The sequence below is a fragment of the Flavobacterium granuli genome, assembly GCF_031456055.1.
Taxonomy (GTDB): domain Bacteria; phylum Bacteroidota; class Bacteroidia; order Flavobacteriales; family Flavobacteriaceae; genus Flavobacterium; species Flavobacterium granuli_A.
Map to the genome: position 1 here is coordinate 358,979 of NZ_JAVDTX010000003.1, position 21,668 is coordinate 380,646.

At 32.5% G+C, this 21,668-nt stretch carries 19 protein-coding genes; 13 read left to right on the forward strand and 6 right to left on the reverse strand.

The annotated features are described in order from the left end of the window. The first annotated feature begins 281 nt into the window (after positions 1 to 281). Genes J2W95_RS08595 through J2W95_RS08605 form a run of 3 tightly spaced genes read left to right on the forward strand, consistent with a single transcriptional unit; the run spans position 282 to position 1,236 of the window. Positions 282 to 617: a YtxH domain-containing protein gene (locus J2W95_RS08595; RefSeq protein WP_310005949.1), complete on the forward strand. Its 336-nt coding sequence runs from the start codon at positions 282 to 284 to the stop codon at positions 615 to 617. Positions 618 to 628: 11 nt separating this feature from the next. Next, a complete protein-coding gene (locus J2W95_RS08600; protein WP_310005951.1) occupies positions 629 to 979 on the forward strand; it encodes a competence protein in 351 nt (116 codons plus the stop codon). Between the two features lie 2 nt (positions 980 to 981). Further along, entirely contained in the window at positions 982 to 1,236 is a 255-nt protein-coding gene (locus J2W95_RS08605; protein ID WP_310005953.1) for a DUF6327 family protein, read from the forward strand. A 28-nt stretch (positions 1,237 to 1,264) separates the two neighbouring features. Here J2W95_RS08605 and J2W95_RS08610 read toward each other — a convergent pair whose 3' ends face one another. Together J2W95_RS08610 and gltX are read right to left on the reverse strand one after the other, a co-directional pair. After that, positions 1,265 to 2,254: an SPFH domain-containing protein gene (locus tag J2W95_RS08610; RefSeq protein WP_310005955.1), complete on the reverse strand. Its 990-nt coding sequence runs from the start codon at positions 2,252 to 2,254 to the stop codon at positions 1,265 to 1,267. A gap of 93 nt (positions 2,255 to 2,347) precedes the next feature. After that, the gene (gltX, locus tag J2W95_RS08615) at positions 2,348 to 3,859 is read right to left on the reverse strand and encodes a glutamate--tRNA ligase (protein WP_310005957.1); all 1,512 of its coding nucleotides are present in this window, start codon (positions 3,857 to 3,859) and stop codon (positions 2,348 to 2,350) included. Positions 3,860 to 4,012: 153 nt separating this feature from the next. Between gltX and J2W95_RS08620 the strand changes: the two genes are divergently transcribed. The 8 genes from J2W95_RS08620 to J2W95_RS08655 all read left to right on the forward strand — a co-directional run bounded on the left by J2W95_RS08620 (position 4,013) and on the right by J2W95_RS08655 (position 15,691). Then, entirely contained in the window at positions 4,013 to 7,333 is a 3,321-nt protein-coding gene (locus J2W95_RS08620) for a hypothetical protein (RefSeq protein ID WP_310005959.1), read from the forward strand. Next, entirely contained in the window at positions 7,330 to 7,749 is a 420-nt protein-coding gene (ybeY, locus tag J2W95_RS08625) for an rRNA maturation RNase YbeY (RefSeq protein ID WP_310005961.1), read from the forward strand. Before J2W95_RS08620 ends, ybeY begins: the two co-directional genes overlap by 4 nt. Before the next feature lie 241 nt (positions 7,750 to 7,990). Continuing rightward, positions 7,991 to 9,862 carry a tRNA uridine-5-carboxymethylaminomethyl(34) synthesis enzyme MnmG gene (gene mnmG / locus J2W95_RS08630; protein WP_310005963.1) on the forward strand — a complete coding sequence of 624 codons (1,872 nt, stop codon included), beginning with the start codon at positions 7,991 to 7,993 and terminating at the stop codon, positions 9,860 to 9,862. Between the two features lie 347 nt (positions 9,863 to 10,209). Beyond that, complete coding sequence (locus J2W95_RS08635) at positions 10,210 to 10,677, forward strand: hypothetical protein (RefSeq protein WP_310005965.1); 468 nt, start codon at positions 10,210 to 10,212, stop codon at positions 10,675 to 10,677. Positions 10,678 to 10,770: 93 nt separating this feature from the next. Next, a complete protein-coding gene (locus tag J2W95_RS08640) occupies positions 10,771 to 11,619 on the forward strand; it encodes a class I SAM-dependent methyltransferase (RefSeq protein WP_310005967.1) in 849 nt (282 codons plus the stop codon). 247 nt (positions 11,620 to 11,866) lie between these two features. Continuing rightward, a complete protein-coding gene (locus J2W95_RS08645; protein WP_310005969.1) occupies positions 11,867 to 12,421 on the forward strand; it encodes an OmpH/Skp family outer membrane protein in 555 nt (184 codons plus the stop codon). 101 nt (positions 12,422 to 12,522) lie between these two features. Continuing rightward, on the forward strand, positions 12,523 to 14,796 hold the full coding sequence (locus J2W95_RS08650; RefSeq protein WP_310005971.1) for a helix-turn-helix domain-containing protein: 2,274 nt from the start codon (positions 12,523 to 12,525) through the stop codon (positions 14,794 to 14,796). A 226-nt stretch (positions 14,797 to 15,022) separates the two neighbouring features. Further along, positions 15,023 to 15,691, forward strand: coding sequence for a DUF6624 domain-containing protein (locus J2W95_RS08655; protein WP_310005973.1), 669 nt, complete (start codon positions 15,023 to 15,025; stop codon positions 15,689 to 15,691). A 259-nt stretch (positions 15,692 to 15,950) separates the two neighbouring features. Here J2W95_RS08655 and J2W95_RS08660 read toward each other — a convergent pair whose 3' ends face one another. Both J2W95_RS08660 and J2W95_RS08665 read right to left on the reverse strand, forming a co-directional pair. Further along, on the reverse strand, positions 15,951 to 16,436 hold the full coding sequence (locus tag J2W95_RS08660) for a hypothetical protein (RefSeq protein ID WP_310005975.1): 486 nt from the start codon (positions 16,434 to 16,436) through the stop codon (positions 15,951 to 15,953). A gap of 276 nt (positions 16,437 to 16,712) precedes the next feature. Continuing rightward, positions 16,713 to 16,943 carry a hypothetical protein gene (locus J2W95_RS08665; RefSeq protein ID WP_310005977.1) on the reverse strand — a complete coding sequence of 77 codons (231 nt, stop codon included), beginning with the start codon at positions 16,941 to 16,943 and terminating at the stop codon, positions 16,713 to 16,715. A gap of 436 nt (positions 16,944 to 17,379) precedes the next feature. Between J2W95_RS08665 and J2W95_RS08670 the strand changes: the two genes are divergently transcribed. Further along, positions 17,380 to 18,174: an LOG family protein gene (locus J2W95_RS08670; RefSeq protein WP_310005979.1), complete on the forward strand. Its 795-nt coding sequence runs from the start codon at positions 17,380 to 17,382 to the stop codon at positions 18,172 to 18,174. A 94-nt stretch (positions 18,175 to 18,268) separates the two neighbouring features. After that, positions 18,269 to 18,835, forward strand: coding sequence for a TetR/AcrR family transcriptional regulator (locus J2W95_RS08675; RefSeq protein WP_310005981.1), 567 nt, complete (start codon positions 18,269 to 18,271; stop codon positions 18,833 to 18,835). Positions 18,836 to 18,869: 34 nt separating this feature from the next. Here the strand turns inward: J2W95_RS08675 and J2W95_RS08680 are convergent, their stop codons facing one another. Both J2W95_RS08680 and J2W95_RS08685 read right to left on the reverse strand, forming a co-directional pair. Continuing rightward, positions 18,870 to 20,126, reverse strand: a complete 1,257-nt coding sequence (locus J2W95_RS08680) for a DcaP family trimeric outer membrane transporter (protein ID WP_310005984.1) — start codon at positions 20,124 to 20,126, stop codon at positions 18,870 to 18,872. Between the two features lie 469 nt (positions 20,127 to 20,595). Then, positions 20,596 to 21,573 (reverse strand): HU domain-containing protein, encoded by a 978-nt coding sequence (locus J2W95_RS08685; protein WP_310005986.1) that lies wholly within the window; start codon positions 21,571 to 21,573, stop codon positions 20,596 to 20,598. Between the last annotated feature and the right edge of the window lie 95 nt (positions 21,574 to 21,668).

The following is a 21,668-nucleotide window of genomic DNA, read 5'->3' on the forward strand; positions in this document are numbered from 1 at the left end:
TTTCTAATTAAATTTAATTAATAATAGTTTTATGTAATTATTTATTTTTACTATCTATTATTTTATTTTAATAAATATTATTTATTAAAATTAACTTCTATATCTTCTTTTTAAAACGTTTTTATTTAGTTTGTATACCAATACATCGTTTTTGTTTTTTCTTTTAAATTGACGCTTAATATTGATTTTTAACTCCATAATTTGCACTTTAACGGCTTGTTAACATTAGTTTGTTGATAAAGTTGTATTTTTATTAGTAGTAACTTTTAAATTCATTCAATATGTCAAATAATACTGGAAATACAATTGTAGCTATTTTAGCAGGTGTAGCAATAGGAGCAGGAATTGGAATTCTGTTTGCACCAGATAAAGGATCCAAAACTAGAGAAAAACTTAAAGATGGTTTTGATGATGCGAAACACAATCTTCAGGATAAATACCATGATGTATCCGAAAAATTGATTGGAAAGGCAAAGGCTTTGATTGCCAAAGACGATATTGATGGCAATTATGAAAACATAGTTTCTACCTTAAGTCATAAGACTGAGGATGTTATTTCATTTTTAGAAAATAAATTAGCAGATCTTAAATTAAAAAATGCTAAATTTCAGAAATAAAATCAGCATATATGGCTTTTGACAAACTAAAAGATAATACTGATAATATTCAGGAACAGGCACAAATTTATTTCGAAAAATCAGCTTCTTATTACAAGTTGTGGGGTTTTAAGGTTGCTATGAAGTCGACGACGATGATCTTAAAGTTTACTTTAATTTTATTGTGTTTCAGTATGGTTTTGTTATTTGGATCAATTGCAGCCGCTTTAGCAATTGGTGTATATTTCGATAATTATGCCATTGGCTTTTCGTTTGTTGGTGGATTTTATTTATTAGCCACTTTTCTTTTATTTTTAGTTAAAGAAAAAGTAATTGAAGGTCCAATTTTAGAAAAATTTTCAGAAATCTTTTTTAACGATTAATTATGGAGACTAAAAAATATTCATCCTATGCTGCTATTGAAAGAGATTTGGAAATCTTAAAAATAGAAAAGGAGATTAGTTATCAAAAATTAGTTTTAAGTTTTCAAAAAACAAAAGAGGAAATTACTCCCGAAAATATTGTAAGTGGTTTTCTGGAGCCTTTTAAAATTGATATTCCAAACTCTGTGAAGACTATTCTTAAAACGGTTTTACCATACATTATCAGTTATGTAATAAATAGAAAAAGAGGCGATTAAGCCTCTTTTTTTATTATATTATTCTTTATTATAATTCCGATTCAGGTTCTTCTGTTTGAGTTGGTAATTGTGGAGTTTCATCGGATTGTGATCGTTTTTCCTTTAATTTTGGTTTGTTCTTCTTTATCATTTCACCTACTTGGTTTGATGCCGCGAAAGAAGCAACCATATTATTCAGCATATCGCTTCCAGCTTGAGGAGAATTAGGTAGTAATATTAGATTTGAATTGGTATCTGCACCAATTGATTGTAATGTATCATAATGTTGTGTCACTACAATCAAGGCTGAAGCTTCTTGTGAATTGATACCCACTTTATTAAGTACATCAACACTTTCGACTAATCCTCTTGCAATTTCTCTACGTTGATCAGCGATTCCTTGACCTTGTAAACGTTTACTTTCTGCCTCTGCTTTAGCTTTAGCTACGATTCTAATTCTTGATGCTTCAGCTTCATATTCGGCTACTGTTTTCTCTCTATCTGCCGCATTTATTCTGTTCATAGCATTCTTAACCTGAATATCAGGATCTATATCAGTTACCAAGGTATTGATAATCGTGTATCCATAAGTTGTCATAGCTTCATTTAATTCTCTTTTTACTGCAATTGCAATATCGTCTTTTCGTTCAAAAACATCATCTAAAATTAGTTTTGGAACTTCGGCACGTACAACATCAAAAACATAAGAAGTAATTTGATCGTGTGGATATTCTAGTTTATAAAAAGCATCGTAAACTGTTTCTTTGATCACCATAAATTGCACTGAAACTTTTAGTTTAACAAATACATTGTCTTTGGTTTTGGTTTCAATGATAACATCCAATTGTTGTATTTTTAAATTCACACGACCTGCAATTCGGTCAATCAATGGAATTTTTAACTGCAAACCAGATTGTCTGATACTGTGAAATCTTCCAAATCGTTCCACTATAATACTCGTTTGTTGTTTAACTGTAAAAAAGGAGGAAAGAAAAATAATAAAACTGAAAAAAATTAGAATAATTAAAGGGATGCTCATAGTTTAAGTTTTTAAGTTCGTGTATGTTATACGTAAGATAATCTTTAAAGTTACAAAATAAAAAAGCTCCCAATACTTTGAGAGCTTTTAGTTTTATAATGTTTCGATTGCGGTTTGTAATCTTGAAATCGTTTCTTGTTTTCCTATGACTTCGACAATATCGAATAGGTGAGGGCCTTTGAGTGCTCCAACCAAACTCAATCGAAATGGTTGCATTACTTTGCCCATACCAATTTCATTTTTGGTCATCCAATCTTTCACAATTGTTTCAATATTCAAAGATGTAAAATCACTTATTTCTTCTACAACTGAGATCAATTCTTGCATTAAAGCAGGAGTTTCAGCTTTCCAATTTTTTGATGCTTTTTCATCATAAGTGGTTGGTGCGTTAAAAAAGAAATCGCTCATCTCCCAAAACTCCGAAACAAAGTGCGCTCTTTCTTTAATTAATGAAACAATTTTTGTCATTTCAATTAAGGAATAATATCTGTTTAGATTTTTTAATTCAATAATCTTAGAGAATTCTTCAGCTAAAACGACATCATCTTTTTTCATTAAATACTGATGATTGAACCATTTGTTTTTCTCTGGATCAAATTTAGCTCCTGATTTATGGACTCTTTTTAAATCAAAAGCTTCAGTTAATTCTTCTAATGAAAAAAGTTCTTTGTCTGTTCCGTCATTCCAACCTAATAAAGCTAAAAAGTTTATTACTGTTTCAGGAAAAAAACCTTTCTCTCTGTATCCTGATGAAACTCCTTCTTCGGTTTTCCATTCCAATGGAAATACTGGGAATCCCATTTTATCTCCGTCACGTTTGGATAATTTTCCGTTTCCAATTGGCTTTAATATCAATGGTAAATGAGCAAATTCAGGAGCATCCCAACCAAATGCACGATATAACATTACGTGTAGTGGCATTGATGGCAACCATTCTTCACCACGAATAACGTGTGAAGTTTCCATTAAATGGTCATCAACGATATTAGCTAAATGATAAGTTGGCATTCCATCACTTTTAAAAAGTACTTTATCATCTAAAAGACCAGTTTCAAATTTTACTTCACCACGAATAATGTCCTGCAAATGCAATGTTTCATTAACCGGAGTTTTAAAGCGGATTACATAATCTTCTTTGTTTGCAATTCTTTTGGCTGTTTCTTCCTTAGTAATTACCAAAGAAGTGTCTAACTTTTCACGGTTATGATGATTGTAGATGAATGTTTTTCCTTCAGCTTCGTGTTGTTTTCTGTGAGCGTCTAATGCTTCAGCTGTATCAAAAGCATAATAAGCATTACCTGATTTTATTAATTGATCAGCATATTGTTTGTAAAGTGGTTTTCTTTCGCTTTGTCTGTATGGTCCAAATTTTTCATTTTTTCCAACAGTTTCTGATGGAGCTATTCCTAACCATTCCAAGGCTTCCATTATATATTCTTCTGCACCTGGAACAAATCTATTTTGGTCGGTATCTTCTATTCGTAAATAGAAAGTTCCCCCATTTTTTTTAGCAAACAAATAATTAAATAAAGCGGTACGTACTCCGCCAATATGTAAAGGTCCTGTTGGACTTGGTGCAAAACGCACGCGAACTGGTTTAGACATTATTGTAAATTTTTTGCAAATATACAATTTTCAATTCGTCCTTTGGTTATCTGTAATTAGTGTTTATTCAACGCTTTAATATTATGTTTTATTTATCTTTTAGTAAGCATTAAAATTATTACTTTTATTGGTTATTATATTAATACGGTAATTTTGGAAAAGTCATATTCGATACATCAAAAGTTAGAAGCTTTTATAAAGAAGTATTATACAAATGAATTGATTCGTGGCAGTATATTTTTTATTGGTCTTGGATTAATCTATTTCTTTTTTACCCTCTTTATTGAGTATTTCCTGTGGTTAAAACCGCAAGGGAGAACGTTGTTGTTTTGGTTTTTTATTGCAGTTGAAGTCTTTTTATTGTTGCGGTTTATATTATTTCCAATCTTTAAAATATTAAAATTCCAAAAAGGAATCGATTATTCTCAGGCTTCAATGATTATTGGAAGTCATTTCTCTGAAGTGAATGATACATTAATCAATTATTTACAGCTTTCAAAATCGGATACTTCAGTTTATAATTCTGAATTGTTATTGGCTTCTATCGAACAAAAAGCAAATTCTTTGCGACCAATTCCCTTTGGAAAAGCAATAGATTTTAGTACCAATAGAAAATATTTGCCATTGGCCATTTTACCGATTCTTTTTTTATTGTTCTTTTTTCTGTCGGGAAACAGTCGAATTATTTCTCAAAGTTTGAATAGGGTAGTGAATTTCAATTCGACATTTGCTCCACCAGCTCCATTTAGATTCACAGTTTTAAATTCAAATTTGGTTACAGAGCAGGGTAAAGATTTTGTTTTACAAATCAAATCAGATGGAGCTGTAGTTCCTGAAAATGTTATGATTTTTATTGGTGATGAAAGTTATTATCTTGAGACTATTCAGCCAGGAGAATTTCAATTTAAAATTGCCAAACCGACAGCTAATGTTTCTTTTCATTTGGAAGCTAATTCTGTTGTTTCACGAGATTATGAATTGAAAGTGATTGCTGTTCCTACTATTTCAAATTTTGAAATGAAGTTTGTTTATCCAAGTTATCTTAATTTGAAAAGCACAGTTGTAAAAGGAACGGGTAATGGAATAATTCCAGAAGGAACTCAAGTTACTTGGGTTATGAATACGAATGCTACCCAAAATGTAGTTTGGAAAAATGATTTACAGTCTTTTCCGTTCGTTAAGTCTGATAATGCTTTTAATTTGACTAAAAATATTATTCAAAATACAGTATATCAAATAATTACATCAAATAACGAGGTGAAAAACTTCGAAAAACTGAACTATCAACTGAATGTTGTGAAAGATCAGTTTCCAACTATCAATATTGCTAAGGCTCCTGATAGTTTGAGTGTAGAAAGTTCTTATTTTGTTGGCCAAGTTGGTGATGATTATGGGTTGTCGCGATTACAGATTGTTTACTATGAATCTGGAAAACCGCTTAATGCCAAACGTGGAACAATTGCTGTTAAGCGCGATACTTTCGACCAAATTGTTTTCAACTTCCCAAGTAATCTTGATGTTGAGAAAGGGGTGAATTATGATTTTTATTTTGAGGTTTTTGATAATGATGCTATCCATCATTTTAAAAGCTCTCGTTCAACTGTGTTTTCAAGCAAAATTTTATCTGATGAAGAGAAGCAAAACAATGCACTGCAAGAGCAAAATAATGCGATAAACAGTCTACAGAAAACATTGTCTAAACAAGATAAACAGTTTTCTGAAATGGAAAAACTCCAACAGACAAATAAAGAAAAAGAAGGTTTAAATTTTAATGACCGTCAAAAGATTCAAGATTTCATCAAGCAACAACAAATGCAAAATGAACTGATGAAAGAGTTTTCAAATAAAATGAAGGATAATTTAGAGAAATCTAATCCTCAACAGAAAGATGAAACTAAAGAATTATTACAAAAGCGGTTAGAGAGTACAGACAAGGAATTGGATAAAAACAAAAAATTATTGGATGAACTTAATGATCTAAATAATAAAATTAAAGATGAAGATTTTGTTCAAAAATTGGAAAAATTCAAACAAAATAGTAAAAGCCAAAACAAGAATTTAGCTCAATTAGTAGAACTGACCAAACGTTATTATGTCGAAAAAAAGGCAGAACAGTTAGCTGACAAACTCGATAAATTATCTCAAAAGGAAGATAAATTATCTGAGAATGATAAAGAAAATACTGCTCAAGAGCAAAGGAAATTAACTGATGAGTTCGAAAAAATTCAAGAAGAATTAAAACAGTTGGACAAAGACAATGAAGATTTAAAATCGCCTATTGATATTCCTTCAGATTCGGATAAAGAAAAAAGCATCAAAGAAGATCTTAATAAAGCAAATTCTGATTTACAAAACAACAATAAATCTAAAGCGAAACCGAGTCAAAAAAGCGCTTCTAAAAAGATGAAAGAAATGTCCAAAACCATGGAGATGGCAATGGAAGAATCGAAGAAAGATCAGATAGAAGAAGATGTAAAGATGTTACGTCAAATATTAGATAATCTTTTGGCTTATTCTTTTTCTCAGGAAGATGTTATGAACCAATTCAAAGCAACTAAGTTGGGTTCTCCATCGTTCAGCAAGTATATTAGAAACCAACAGAACTTAAAAACTCAGTTCAAGCATATTGACGACAGTCTGTTTGCCTTGTCTTTGCGCCAGCCAAAGATTGCAGAATCTGTTACCAAGGAGGTTGCCAATGTTCAATATAATATTGATAAATCGCTTGAAAGTTTGACAGAAACACAATTGCAAAGAGGGTTGTCTCAACAACAATATGCTATTTCATCTGCAAATAAATTAGCTGATTTATTAAGCGATTCATTAAATAGTATGCAAATGCAAATGTCAGGAAGCAGCGGAGGAAAACCTAAACCAGGTCAAGGTTCAGGTATGCAATTACCAGATATTATAAAAAAGCAAGGGGAGTTAAGCGAGAAAATGAAACAAGGAATGAAACCGGGCAGTAAGCCAGGTGAAGGAAGTAAACCAGGTGACAGTAAAAAAAAGGGTTCACAATCTGGAAAAGGTCAAGAGCAAAATGGAGACTCGGGAGGAGATGGTGAAGGTGATGCGAAAGCAACGATGGATATTTACAAAGAGCAAAAACAGTTGCGTGAAGCACTACAAGAGGAATTAAATAAAAAAGGTTTAGGTAATAGCGGACAAAATGCTTTAGAGCAGATGAAGCAGTTGGAAAAGCAATTATTAAACAAAGGATTTAATAATGAAACTCTACAAAGAACTAATAATATTAAACAAGAACTTTTGAAATTAGACACAGCTATTCGCTTGCAAGGTGAGGATCCAAAGCGTCAGTCTGAAACGAATACCAAGAGTTTTACTAATCAAGCAAGTCCGTTACCAAAGTCACTTTCAGATTATTTAAATAGCATCGAAATATTAAATAGACAATCGTTACCTTTGCGCTCGAATTTTAATCAAAAAGTTCAAGTTTATTTTAACAACAAATGATCGAATTTAATTACGAATCCGAATTTACTTTAGACAACGAAGAAGCGATTGCTGCTTGGTTAGGTGCTGTAATAGTATCGGAGAACAAGACACTAGGTGAAATTAATTATATTTTTTGTGATGATGAATATCTTCACAAGATTAATTTAGAATATCTGAATCACGACACATTAACCGATATTATAAGTTTTGATTACACAATGGGAAATGAAGTTGGTGGTGATATTTTTGTTTCCGTCGAAAGGGTTTTAGACAATTCTAAGGATTATAACACAAGTTTCGAAGACGAATTAAAACGCGTATTAGTTCATGGTGTTTTACACTACTGCGGATATAAAGATAAATCCGAAGAAGACGAAGCACTAATGCGTAGTAAAGAAAACGAAAAACTAGCAATGTTTCACGTGGAACAGTAGATATAAATCTTTCAAAATTATATAAAAAAGCAATACGTTCCACGTGAAACATCGTTAAAAGTTTTTATTTTTTTTCGAATAAAATGTTTCTTTCGGTTTGCTTTTTTTAAAACAAAACGATGTGTTTCACGTGGAACATTGTTTTTTTGAAGTTTCGATTTTTTGTAAAGTTGGAATGTTTCACGTGGAACGAAATTTTAAAATTTCATAATTCCTTTAAAAAGGATTAATATTTAAGAAAATGTTTTTAGAAGAGTATGATGTAATTGTGGTGGGGGCAGGTCACGCAGGTTCAGAGGCCGCGGCAGCGGCAGCAAATTTGGGATCCAAAACTTTGTTGGTGACGATGAGTTTGCAGAACATTGCGCAGATGTCTTGTAATCCTGCAATGGGCGGAATAGCCAAGGGACAAATAGTTCGTGAGATTGACGCGCTTGGTGGATACTCTGGAATTGTTTCGGATAGAACTGCGATTCAGTTCAAGATGTTGAATAAATCAAAAGGCCCTGCGATGTGGTCGCCAAGAGTTCAAAGCGATCGTATGCGTTTTGCCGAAGAATGGAGAATGATGTTGGAGGGAACTCCAAATCTTGATTTTTACCAAGAGATGGTAAAAGGATTGATAATTGAAAATGGAAAGATAAAAGGAATTAAAACTTCGTTGGGAGTTGAGATTCGTTCCAAGTCGGTTGTTTTGACAAATGGCACTTTTTTGAATGGTTTGATTCATATTGGAGAAAAACAATTTGGAGGAGGACGTGCAGGAGAAAGTGCTGCTTTTGGAATAACTGAAGATTTGGTCAATGCAGGTTTTGAAGCCGGAAGAATGAAAACCGGAACACCTCCAAGAGTTGATGGAAGGTCTTTGGATTATTCTAAAATGAACGAGGAAAAGGGAGATGCTAAACCGGATAAGTTTTCTTATTCTGATTTGACAAAACCATTAGAGTTTCAAAAATCTTGTCACATGACGTACACCTCGAATGAGGTGCATAATATTTTGAGGGAAGGTTTCGATCGTTCTCCAATGTTTAATGGAAGAATAAAAAGTATAGGACCGAGATATTGTCCTTCTATCGAAGATAAGATTAATCGTTTTGCTGATAAAGAACGTCACCAGTTATTTGTTGAGCCAGAAGGTTGGAATACTTGTGAGGTTTATGTAAATGGTTTTTCAACTTCTTTGCCAGAGGATATTCAATTTAAAGCTTTGCGTACAGTAGTTGGTTTTGAGAATGTGAAATTCTTTCGTCCTGGTTATGCTATCGAATATGATTATTTCCCGCCGACGCAATTGAAACATACGTTGGAAACTAAATTGGTTGAAGGATTATATTTTGCAGGACAGATAAATGGAACTACAGGATATGAAGAAGCGGCTTCTCAAGGTTTGATGGCTGGAATTAATGCGCATTTAAAAGTTCACGAAAAAGCGCCATTGATTTTGAAAAGAGATGAAGCTTATATTGGTGTCTTGATTGATGACCTGATTACAAAAGGAACAGAAGAGCCATATCGTATGTTTACTTCAAGAGCGGAGTATAGAACTTTGTTGCGTCAAGATAATGCCGATTTTAGATTGACGCCTTTGTCATATGAAATTGGTTTGGCTTCCGAAGCTCGATTACGTCGTATGGAAACTAAACTTAAGGAATCTGAAAAAATGGTTGCTTTTTTCAAAGAGACAAGTGTTTCTGTTGCGGAGACAAATCCTATTTTGGAAGCAAAAGAAACGGCGTTGATTACTCAAGGTGATAAAATGTTCAAAGTGTTTTCTCGACCTCAAATCGATTTGGAAGATATCATGAAATTTGAGAAAGTAAAGGAATATATTGCTGAAAATAATTTAGATCAAGAAATTTTAGAGCAAGCCGAGATTCAAGTTAAATATTCAGGGTATATTGAAAAGGAGAGAAATAATGCTGATAAGCTTACTCGTTTGGAAGATGTAAAAATTCCTGAAAATTTCGATTACAATAAAATTAAATCGATGTCGATTGAAGCAAAGCAAAAACTGAGTAAAATTCGCCCGGTTACTATTTCGCAAGCTTCGAGAATAAGTGGAGTTTCGCCAAGTGATGTTTCGGTGCTTTTGATTTATATGGGAAGATAGTGTTTTTAAATTCAGGTTTTAGAATAATAGGAGTTTTGTCCTTTTGTTTTTAAAACCTTTATTTTTATAAATGAATAGTTTTTCATTGAATTTTAATTATTCAATGTATTTGAAGTTTTACTTTAAGTAAATTTTAAATCAAATGATTAGTCATTTTTTTTCTTTTCAAGTTTTAAGTTTTATGTTTTAAGTTTTATGTTTTAAATTGGATTTTTCAGAATGTTTTCTAATCATTTTCCAATATTTTAAATCAAAGCCTTTAATTTAAAAAATCATTTGTTCCACGTGAAACTACGGCTGTAAACCTTATATTTGTTGAGTAAATTGATATTTAAAGTTTTTTGAAAATGAAGATTATTCAAACAGGGGTTATAACTTTAGAACAAAAAGAATCTTTGTTTGAACTTTGGAATGCAGAATATCCTGAAAGAATCGGTTATAAAGATTTACCCGAATTTGAAGATTATTTAGACGGACTTTTAAGTGTAAAACATTATTTGCTAGTCGATCATTTAAATCAAATTTCTGGCTGGGCTTTTACTTTTGTTCGAGAAGAAGAAGATTGGTTTGGAATTATAATTAATTCCAAGATCCAGGGAAAAAGATTTGGAACTATTTTGCTCGATGAATTAAAAAGAAATACATCGGTTTTGAATGGATGGGCAACCGATCATCAAAATGACATTAAGCGAAATAAAGAGCCCTATATGTCACCCTTGGAATTTTATGCAAAAAATGGATTTATAGTAGACCAAAACATACGAATGGAAAACGATAAAATTTCCGCAATAAAAATAAGATGGGATAGAGCTTAGTTAACTAATGCACTTCTTTCCCAATAAAATTAAAAAAAAGAATTTCTTTTCAGCTTTTGTAATTAGGGCTGAAATTATTTATTTAAAACTAAAATGGACATTACAAACAAAAAACATTTTCTTACTGTACAAGATTTTTCCGTTTCTCAAGAGATTTTCGAACTTTTTTATGATGAAACACTTGACATGCTTATCACACATCCACAACCTAGTTTGGATGTTTTGGGTAAGTACTATGAAAGTGCTGATTATATTTCGCATACCGATTCTAAAAGATCAATATTTGAAAAGGCTTATCATTTTGTAAAAAATATTGCACTAAAAAATAAATTAAGTTTAATCAACTCCTATCAGCCTTCTAAAGGGTTGATTTTGGATATTGGCGCAGGGACCGGTGATTTTTTGACGGTTGCTCAAAATGATGGTTGGAAAACGGTAGGTGTTGAACCAAGTGATAAGGCAAAAGCAATAGCCAAAAATAAAGGCGTTTCTTTTGTTGAAAATACTTCCGAATTGGAAAGCCATACTTTTGATGTGATTTCGATGTGGCATGTTTTGGAACATGTTCCAAATTTGGATGAACAAATTAAAGAATTGAAACGATTATTGAAACCGAGTGGTACTTTGATTGTGGCTGTTCCTAATTTCAAATCTTTCGATGCAAAACATTATGGAAACTTCTGGGCCGCTTATGATGTACCAATTCATTTTTGGCATTTCTCTAAAACTGCTGTTCAAAAATTGTTTGCTAAAGAAAACATGAAACTTGAAAAAGTACTTCCAATGAAATTTGATTCGTTTTATGTGAGCTTGCTTTCGGAAAAATACAAAACCGGCAAAATGAATTATTTTAAAGCTTTTTTCATCGGTTTACAGTCAAATTGGAAAGCCAAGCAAAAAATGGAATATTCATCGCATATTTACGTCCTAAAAAACTACTAAAACTTATTTTAAATGATTTTAAGACGTTTATTTTGGTTTTAACAGGGTAATAGGTCTAATGTTTTAATTTGTTCATCTTAAAGCTTCTTTAAAACCTGTTTTTTATAATAATTTATTATTATTTTTAAATTTTTAATAAATTAAATTTATAGTAATAAAATTGTAGCATTTTTGAAACTTTTTATCAATACTATCTATTTTTTTATATTTTTGTCGTCCACACATAAAAAACTTGAAATACATCAAAATGAAGAAAGCATTATTATTTATCGCAATTTCAATATCACTTGTTTCTTGTGATAAAAAAGTAGAAGTGAAAGAATTTAAAACAGCTTATGTTGATACAGCTGTGTTGATGAAAGAATATACAGAAACTAAAGATTTAGAAGCAAAATACAAAGGTCAAGCAGCTGAAAAAGGAAGACAATTAGAAGCTGAAATCAATAGATTCAAACAAGATGCTGCTAATTTTCAACGTAATGCTCAGGCAAATGGACAAGAATGGGCTCAAAAAAATGGTCAAGAATTGCAACGTAGAGAGCAACAATTAGCTCAAGCGCAACAAGCTTTACAGATGCAATTGCAACAAGAAAGCGGAAAAGAAATGGATTCCCTTGTAAAAGGAGTTAAAAAATTCATTAAAGATTACGGTAAAGAGAAAGGTTATGCTTATATCTACGGAACTGGTGATGCAGCTTCTATTTTGTATGCTGAAGAGAAATACGATATCACTAAAGAAGTTGTAAAACTTTTGAATGAAAAATACAAATCGACTGCTAAAACAGAAGAAGTTAAAAAATAATTTTTCGTTTACAAAAACTCATAAAACCTTCATCTTGAACAAGATTGAAGGTTTTTTTGTTTTCATTATTATACTATTTTAGCTTTTAAATTACACGCCAAATGCAATCTATATCCGAAGCAGCAGCTTATGCTCTGCGTTTTATCAATCAAACACATCAATCCGTTTTTCTTACTGGGAAAGCGGGAACGGGTAAAACCACACTTTTGAAGGAAATAATTGCGACTACACACAAGAATACCGTGGTAGTAGCGCCTACAGGAATTGCTGCTTTGAATGCAGGCGGTGTAACGATTCACTCGATGTTTCAGTTGCCTTTTGGTGGATTTATACCAGACAATTCAGCTCCACAATTTTCTGATACTACAAAATTTGAAACAAAAGCCACTTTGCGCAGACATTTCAAAATGAGTGGACAAAAACGTGCTGTTATCAGAAATATGGAATTGCTTATTATTGACGAAGTCAGTATGTTACGTGCCGATTTGCTGGATGCAATGGATTATATGATGCAAACTGTTCGCAGGAAATCAGCTCCCTTTGGTGGAGTCCAAGTGTTATTTATAGGTGATTTACTACAGTTGCCACCAATCATTCGAGATGAAGAATGGCGAACATTACGGAATTACTACAGAGGAAAATTCTTTTTTCACGCACATGTGATTCAACAATACCCGCCGTTGTACATAGAATTATCTAAAATTTATCGTCAAACAGATGACCGATTCATTTCGGTTTTGAATAATCTACGCAATAACGAGATTACTCCAAGTGATATTCAAACGCTGAACGAATTCGTGAAACCAGATTTTGATCTGAAAGCTAATAAAGGTTTCATCACTTTGACAACACACAACTCCAAAGCGGATGTGATGAATGCACAATCGCTTGAAGATCTAGAGGCAAAGCAAATGATGTTTATGCCCGAAATCACTGGAGACTTTCCTGAAAAAATCTATCCTGTCGATCCCTATCTAAAGCTGAAGGTGGGAGCACAGGTTATGTTTGTCAAAAACGATTTGTCGATGGAAAAAAATTACTTTAACGGAAAAATGGGAATCATAAAAACGATGACTGCCAAAGAAGTTTGGGTACATTTTCCTGACGAAGACAAAACGATCGAAGTCGATAAATACGAATGGCAAAATATTCGCTACACGGTAAACGAAATGACCAAGGAAATAGAGGAGGAGGTTTTAGGCTCGTTTGTGCATTATCCGATCAAGCTGGCCTGGGCGATTACAGTACATAAAAGTCAAGGATTGACTTTTGACAAAGCAGCGCTCGATGTATCACAAGTTTTTCTTCCTGGACAAGCATATGTGGCTTTATCGCGTTTACGTTCCTTAAATGGGCTTGTTTTGCTTTCTCCGCTGCGAATGAATGGCATTTCTAACGATCAGGATGTAATGGATTATGCTGAGAACAAAGCTACGGAAGAAGCTTTGGCGAATGCTTTAAAGCGCGAAACCAAGAATTTTATTCTCAACTATCTGAAAAACAGTTTCGATTGGAATGAGTTAGCACAAGAATGGCGCAACCATCAATTCAGCTACAATGAAGATGCTGAAAACTCGGCCAAATCCAAACACCGCACTTGGGCAAATAACCAAGCGGGTGTGATTTGGCAATTGCTCGATCCGTCTTCTAAGTTTTTAGTTCAATTGGATAAGTTGTTCCATAACGAACAATTGGAATTCAATCATATTTCAGACCGAATCAACGCCGCTTTTAATTATTTCATGGAGCCAATGGACAAGCTAGTATATGAAATCCTTTGGAAAATAGAAGAAGTAAAGCGTCTAAAAAAAGCCAAAGCTTTTTATGACGAGTTGATAGTGCTCGACGATTTACAAACTAAGGCGGTGCTTCAATTGATGAAAGCCAAATTAATGGTAGCCACATTGGTAAAAGGAGAAACAATTTCAAAGGAAAAGCTGACTTCCCCAGAAATCAAGCAATACAAAACCATCAAGGTCGAGCGCGTCATCGAAGATTTCAAGAAAGCCAATATCACCCTGATCGAGGACGAAAAAGATGCTGAGCGATACGGATCCAAGAAAACTGCGACTAAAGAACCCAAAAAATCAACAATAGAGGAAACCTACGAGCTATGGTTGCAAAAGAAAACGGTAAAGGAAATTGGCACCATTCGCAAGTTCACCCAGGAAACCATTTTAGGACATCTGACCAAGCTAATACAAACCAAAAGAATTACTGTCAGCGAAGTATTTTCGGAAGATAAATTGGCAGCGCTCACCGAGGCCTTTGACGGCTACAAAGAAGAATCGGTTTCTCCACTAAAAGAAAAATACGGTGACGCCTTCAGTTGGGAAGAACTCCGAATGTTCAAGGCGAGTTTGAATCTACATTAAACCGAAGGCCGTGTAAGGGCATTATTTTCTGATTGAGTTCCCTGTTTTTATTATGCGATGCACAAAGACTGTTCAAAACCGCAAAAAATCATATTTTGTAGGTTTATAAGTATTATTTTTTTATATTTGGAAAAGGCAAAATATGACGTTTATCAGACAAAGCGATCCAAATTTTAGGTGCATTGAGATGATGTTGTAATCCAAGTTAATATAATCCATGCATTAAATGAAAAAAGCAATAGTTCTTTTTATATCAATAACAATTATAGGTTGTAACTCAACCAGATCAATTACCAATTCAGAGAAAGAAGAGATAATTTCAGAACTGAATTATATATTTGAAATTGATCAAAAATACGCAGGGCTTCCTTTTGACGACTTGGTTAAAAAATATGGTAATGAAAAAGCTTGGAAATTTTTTGAATCAAAAAGAGACAGTGTAGGTACTGACAACCAAATAAGGATTAAAAAGTTATATTCCGAGTATGGTTATTTAGGATTTGACAAAATAGGTAAAGAACATTCAAATAAATTTTGGATAACAATTCAGCACGCAGATAATGATGTTAAATTTCAGCAACAAATGCTTAAAGCATTACGTAAGGAAATTGATAGAAATAATGCCAGAAAATCCAATTACGCAATGCTTGAAGACAGAATTGCTATTAACTTAAATAAAAAACAATCATTTGGATCGCAAGTTACTTACAATGATGAGGGGCAGGCAATTCCAAAAAATGGATTACTTGATTCATTAAACGTTGATAAATTAAGACTTGAATATGATTTGCCGCCTTTTAAGACATATTATAATTCGATGACAACAAGTCATTTTGAAATGAACAAAGAAAATTTTTTAAAACGAGGAATAAAAGAACCGAAATTATATAAATAAAAACTGTCTATAAAAACTAAGTTTTCGTTGTTTGCGAAGCACAAATAATGAAACTTGTATTGAATATTGTAAAACTAATGAATTTATAATCTTCGATTAAATTCGATTTGTCAATTTACATTCATAGCTATTACACAACTAACTTAAAAAAGGAAAAATCAAAAAGGAGGCTGAATTCAACATTCAGCCTCCTTTTTGATTTTCTAATTTCTAATTATTTGAATAAAAGGGTTATAAAAATCTCCTAGATAATCATATTTTAAAAATTCACTGTCAATCCTATTGTTCCCTTGTTAAAGGTATCTATACCTGCTTCAACTCCAATATCATCTGTTACCGCATACATGGCACCAATCCCAATTAATGGTTTGTAAACAATTTTATCTATTTTGTAATATTCGTTGTTGAATTCTACTTTTCGGTTATACACGGATAGACCTCCTTTGTATTTAATAAGTATGCTTTTAAACAAACCAGAACTACCAACCCCGTAAATAGAACACCATTCTTCATTGAATGACTTGGTGACTGTTTGGTCTGAAAAATAGGCAGTTATTTTTCCTGGCATTGTAGGTTCTTGTTTCAATGCTCCAGAAAAGGCACCGCCAAAATAAGTAGATTCCGTGTTTTTGATATGAAACATTATCTCGCTTCCTACTATGTTTTTAGCACCATAATAAAAGTGGATTGTCGTGTTTTGACTGTAACATGAAATTGAAATAAATAGTAGTATTAGTGTTTTCATCCATAAAATCATTTTAATTCATCATTATTGACAAAAGATTTTTCTTTACCTAAAATAGGTATCGGATATAATTTTTAACTCGAAAATGATAAGCTGGTTAACTTACTGTTTTCGATTTTTGAATTATTTTCCAGTTCGATTGTTAAAATAGAGGTTAAGAGGAATTTACAAATGCTAGGTTTTTATTTCTTGAAGCAATAGATTAATAAGAATCAATGTAACTTAACATTTTATATGCGGAATCTGGGTTCAAACCGCATTGGAGAATTCATAACATTAAAAGTTGTTATGATGAATATGGTTATTATGCCTTTTTTTATAATAATAAAGCGATATAAATACTGCCACATTCAAAACTATTATCACTTCAACATTTGGATTGAAGTCTAATGCTTTTCCAAGACTGTCAGTAATTTTGCTTATTGCCATTAATACAAATGTAGAAATGCTCACGTAAGCGTAGATCAGGTAGAGGGACTCTTTAATTGTAATTTGATCTGTTTTCATCTTTTTTTCTTTTAAGTTATTTATATACCCATCCTATAATATTTAAACTATTAATAATAAGACTATTATAAAATTAGGTCAATGTATTTGCTATTAAAAATAAATCTGACCAATAGCTTTATAATCCGATAAAAGCACTAAAACAAGCTAGACGTCAATTTAATCTTATTTTTTACTGTAAATACCTGTATATGAGCGTTGTTTTAATTAAGAATTGTTTTATGATTCGTTATTTCGTTAGATATAATTATTTTAAAACACCAATCTTATAACATTTTTTGAATTACATATATAAGTCAAAAGTTCATTATGAGTTTTGTCATATTCATTGCAGTTGCTTATTAAATGTTTAAAATTCAAGTATTTGATACTGAACTGAATAATTAGTTTGTTTTTTCTTATCTTAGATAATATTTCATTTAATTTATTTATGGATATGGAAGCAAACAATGAGGATAATCTTAAAAGATTAAGTCACGAACAATGGGAAGAAGCTTGGCAAAAGCATTGGAAAAAAGCGCAACTGGACTATGAATTACCGGTAAAAGATTCTGAAGAGCACCGTTTTTTAAGCGAGCGAAGAACTGCAGAAAAGGAAAAAGAACGATTGGGGAGAATTACTTCTGAATTTGAAATGGGTTTTACAAAACTTAGTCAACTTGGACCCGCGGTAACTATTTTTGGATCAGCAAGATTTAAACCTGGCGAACCATATTACGAATTATCAAGAGAAACTGGAAATGCTTTTGCAAAAGCGGGTTTCACAGTATTAACTGGAGGAGGACCTGGAGCAATGGAAGCAGCCAATAGAGGCGCAAAAGAAGCGGGAGGACTTACTTATGGACTGAATATCATTTTGCCGAAGGAACAACAGCCGAATCCTTATGTCAATGACAGTTTTGAATTTAAATATTTCTTTGTCCGAAAGGTCATGTTAGTTAAATACTCATGTGCTTTTATTGTTATGCCTGGAGGTTTAGGAACTCTCGACGAATTGTTTGAGGCCGCAACTTTGATTCAGTGTCACAAAATTGGTCCATTCCCTCTTATCTTGGTTGGAGGAAAATTTTGGAAAGGATTGCGTGATTTTGTTGGATTCATGGCAGATCAAGGTGTTTTTTCTCCTGATGAGATTGGTTTTTCAAGAATTGTTGAAACTCCTGAAGAAGCAATAAATATGGTTTTATCTAGTTTACCAAATGATTTTAAAAATTCATTGAAGCCTTTATAACTATGAAATTAGTTAACCAATAATATTAATTATCTAAATTTTATTTTAATGAAATAAAAATAATTATTTTTGTGACTGATTAGTCAATCTTAAAATGATGAACAAAAAAGAGATAATTCTAGCTACGGCACTTAAGTTATTTGTTGAAAACGGTTTTCACGGCACTGCAACCGCTAAAATTGCTCAAGAGGCGAGCGTGGCCACAGGTACGCTTTTCAATTATTTCAGGACCAAAGATGAACTTATCTTTGCCTTATATCATTTGATTTTAAAAGAAATGGACGATTTTATTCTCGAGAGAATGGAATCTCATTCAATTTCTAAAGAATCATTTGAATCGCTTTTTTTGTCAACTGTGTCTTGGAGTCTTGCAAATCCAGTTCATTACCATTATTTACAGCAATTCAGTCATTCTCCTTATTTTAAAGTTGCATTGCCAACAATTGAAAATCAAGAAGAACACCCACTTTTTGTCCTGATTAAAAACGGAATTGACATTGTGCTTATCAAACAATTGCCTGTTTCTTTCATTTACTCTTTGTTTACAGCTCAAATCAACGGCTTACATTATTATATTATTTCAAATGATTTGAGTAATGAAAAACAAATGGAGCTTATAAAGGAAGCTTTCGAAATGTTATGGAAAATGATTGAAGATTAAGTAAATAATAATTGACTGATTAGTCAGTTAACACTTATTTGTTTTTATAAAAAGCAGTATTGAAAGAATATCTAAATGAAAATTGAAGTTTCACATCGCTTCCGCTATTGCCTTTTGCCGCAGGAAGATTGAATTGCGGATCACCTGCAAAGTCATTGTTATGACGCATTCCCCATTGTAATTCGGGTCCTAAAATGCAGTTTTTTACTGGTGAATACAAAAGATTGACACTGGCGTATTGCCCTGTTTTGTATGCAGTAGATAACTGAGCTTCGGTGGTATTGTTATTTAGTATCGAATATCCAATAGCCGAACTAAATTTTTGACTCCAATTAATGTCAAAATAAGTAACCACTCCTATCATTGGAATAGGAATTCCCTTTATCGGCGTATTTGTGTTGTTATATTGTCTTTTAATTCCAATATCTGCATCTGCATCATTCATGTAGTTTTGTATACCGGCACCGGTTGTTAACGCTCCATGAAAAATCACGCTTTTGCCTACTTTTAATCGGGTAGTTAAACTTAAACCCCAACCTACTGCACTTCCTGACAAGTCATATTGATCATCGTTGTTATCTTCCCATTTTATACTTCGGACAATACCTGCCAATTCTAAATAACCCCATGAATCACTATATCGGTATTCTGCTGTAAAATCAGGAACCGAAAATCTTGCATCCATACCATCTAGCAGTGGAGGATACACAAAGTTTTTTCCGTATACACCTTGATCTGCAGTGGCTCCAGGTTTCTCAATTGCAATAGCCAAAGTATGGTTTTGATTTGAAATAGGGGTGTATCGTATTTGAATATTTCGTATGAAAGGCAAGGCATTAGGGCCCATGAATTCTACGATATTAGGATAAACGTCAGTATCAGTAAATAAACTATTGGTTTGACCTGCTCCAAATTTGCCTAACTCTCCATAAGCATGTTTAAGTCGAAAAGCAATGTTTCCAACTTCTTTTCCCATTCCAAATAAATCAAACTCAAAATGTGTTTTGATTTTACCCATTGGAGTGTCAAAATAGTTTTTTATTCCAAATGTAGTTTGTCTTACACTCATAAAATAGACACCTTGCTCTTGGTATTCATTTCCCTCGCTGTCCAAAATTTGGGTGGGACGCATTGTGTCATACCAATCGGGATTCATTCTTCCAAAATCATAGCCAGAATCCATCTGTATGAAACCAAAGATTTCCATAGTTTTGTCGGTTTCTGCATTTTGGGCTATAAGACGGAAGGAAAATAATAAAATAATCAGAGAAGCGTATTTTATTTTTATCATATTCTTTGGTTTTAAATAGTGATTGAAATACTGCTATTTGTTTTGTAAAAAAAACTCAAAATGATATGGGAAGAGAAAATTTGGTTTTTACTTACCAAATTTAATAAAAAAATTATAACTATTTTAATTACAATTATTTATAATTTTTAAAACTTTTAAAATGACATAAAATCATTTGTTATTTTTTATTTTTTGAAAAATAGTGCATTTTCAGCCTGATTTGAGCTTTGAGAAACATTATTGAGTTATGTTCGAAATAAGGCTTAAGGGTGTTTTTGGTTGATTTAAGACGCTTTTAAATCAAAAACTACCTCATTTTTTTTTTTAATAAAAATTGAGAAAGAAAGACTAAAATTGATTTTACTTTTCAAAAGGAGAGAAATCGAATCGCTACAAAATAAAAAATCACAAACAATCCCTTTTTTGATTCGGGTTTGTTCGTGATTTAAGTATTGAGATTTTGACTTTTCTACAAAGATTGAATCAAGATCCAAGCTTCAGGATTATCTGTTTCGGTGATAGTGTCTTTTTGTTTTTCCGCTTCCGAAAAAGTAGAGTAGCTTCCGTATAAAACAGGGTATAAACCGTTTTTATTAATACCAAGAACTCTTGCTTTAAAGCCTTTAGCGATTAATTGGTTGTATCTTTTTTGGGCGTTAGCTTCACTTCTAAAAGCGCCAGCCATAATGTGATAAGGCATTTTTGCTTCTACTTCCTTTTCGGATTTCAAAGAAAGTGTAACTGCAGGAATTGGTGTTTTAATAAAGAAAGTTGCTTCCTGGATTTTATTTTGTACCTGTTTTTGAACGGCTGTTTCAACCAAAACAGTTTCAGTCGCTATTTGATTTTGATACATCGGATAACCAACAGATCCAGCAATTGCTAATCCGATAACGAAAATAGCAGCATATTTTAAATAAGGGCTTCTTTCTCTAGTCTCAGGAATAAAATTGAAAATAGGTTTTTCTTCCTCAATTACTGCTGTTGCTTTTTCAAATACAATTTCAGGTTTTGCAAGTTCCATTTCTCTTTTCACTGCAGGTGAAACAAAAGAAGTCAATCCAAAAGATTGTGCCAAATAATTGGTTTGTTCGTTTGGCGTGAAAAGGATATTATTTTCGGAAGTTAAACTTAGAATACCGATATTTTTTATAGAAAAACTACGATTTTCCTGTAACGTTTTTTTCCAATTCAAAACCTCGTATTCGATTGCGCTTACAGCATAATCATAAGATGTTTTCTCGGCTTGAGCAATATGATTTGCCAATAAACCATCATTATTTTTGATGTGAGTATTAAACGAAATCACCTTTTTTGGAGGGAAAAAGGAATGGGAGTTTTCAAGCAGTTGAGCCGATTGGATTTCGGTCAGGAAAGCTCCAAAACCTGGAACGGTTACACATTGATAACGGTATAAAAGTTGCGCGATGTAAAGTTCTATTTTCATAGTAACAAAGTTATACAACGGGAATAGTTATCAAAATTTTATTCACAATTTTTATTAACAATTTACATGTATTACATAATCAATAAGTTACAGTT

What these genes read in the sequence shown, in the direction of transcription:
- J2W95_RS08595 (WP_310005949.1), top strand. Translation starts at nt 282, where the DNA reads ATGTCAAATAATACTGGAAATACAATTGTAGCTATTTTAGCAGGTGTA.
- J2W95_RS08600 (WP_310005951.1), top strand. Translation starts at nt 629, where the DNA reads ATGGCTTTTGACAAACTAAAAGATAATACTGATAATATTCAGGAACAG.
- J2W95_RS08605 (WP_310005953.1), top strand. Translation starts at nt 982, where the DNA reads ATGGAGACTAAAAAATATTCATCCTATGCTGCTATTGAAAGAGATTTG.
- J2W95_RS08610 (WP_310005955.1), bottom strand. Translation starts at nt 2,254, where the DNA reads ATGAGCATCCCTTTAATTATTCTAATTTTTTTCAGTTTTATTATTTTT.
- gltX (WP_310005957.1), bottom strand. Translation starts at nt 3,859, where the DNA reads ATGTCTAAACCAGTTCGCGTGCGTTTTGCACCAAGTCCAACAGGACCT.
- ybeY (WP_310005961.1), top strand. Translation starts at nt 7,330, where the DNA reads ATGATCGAATTTAATTACGAATCCGAATTTACTTTAGACAACGAAGAA.
- mnmG (WP_310005963.1), top strand. Translation starts at nt 7,991, where the DNA reads ATGTTTTTAGAAGAGTATGATGTAATTGTGGTGGGGGCAGGTCACGCA.
- J2W95_RS08635 (WP_310005965.1), top strand. Translation starts at nt 10,210, where the DNA reads ATGAAGATTATTCAAACAGGGGTTATAACTTTAGAACAAAAAGAATCT.
- J2W95_RS08640 (WP_310005967.1), top strand. Translation starts at nt 10,771, where the DNA reads ATGGACATTACAAACAAAAAACATTTTCTTACTGTACAAGATTTTTCC.
- J2W95_RS08645 (WP_310005969.1), top strand. Translation starts at nt 11,867, where the DNA reads ATGAAGAAAGCATTATTATTTATCGCAATTTCAATATCACTTGTTTCT.
- J2W95_RS08650 (WP_310005971.1), top strand. Translation starts at nt 12,523, where the DNA reads ATGCAATCTATATCCGAAGCAGCAGCTTATGCTCTGCGTTTTATCAAT.
- J2W95_RS08655 (WP_310005973.1), top strand. Translation starts at nt 15,023, where the DNA reads ATGAAAAAAGCAATAGTTCTTTTTATATCAATAACAATTATAGGTTGT.
- J2W95_RS08660 (WP_310005975.1), bottom strand. Translation starts at nt 16,436, where the DNA reads ATGAAAACACTAATACTACTATTTATTTCAATTTCATGTTACAGTCAA.
- J2W95_RS08665 (WP_310005977.1), bottom strand. Translation starts at nt 16,943, where the DNA reads ATGAAAACAGATCAAATTACAATTAAAGAGTCCCTCTACCTGATCTAC.
- J2W95_RS08670 (WP_310005979.1), top strand. Translation starts at nt 17,380, where the DNA reads ATGGAAGCAAACAATGAGGATAATCTTAAAAGATTAAGTCACGAACAA.
- J2W95_RS08675 (WP_310005981.1), top strand. Translation starts at nt 18,269, where the DNA reads ATGATGAACAAAAAAGAGATAATTCTAGCTACGGCACTTAAGTTATTT.
- J2W95_RS08680 (WP_310005984.1), bottom strand. Translation starts at nt 20,126, where the DNA reads ATGATAAAAATAAAATACGCTTCTCTGATTATTTTATTATTTTCCTTC.
- J2W95_RS08685 (WP_310005986.1), bottom strand. Translation starts at nt 21,573, where the DNA reads ATGAAAATAGAACTTTACATCGCGCAACTTTTATACCGTTATCAATGT.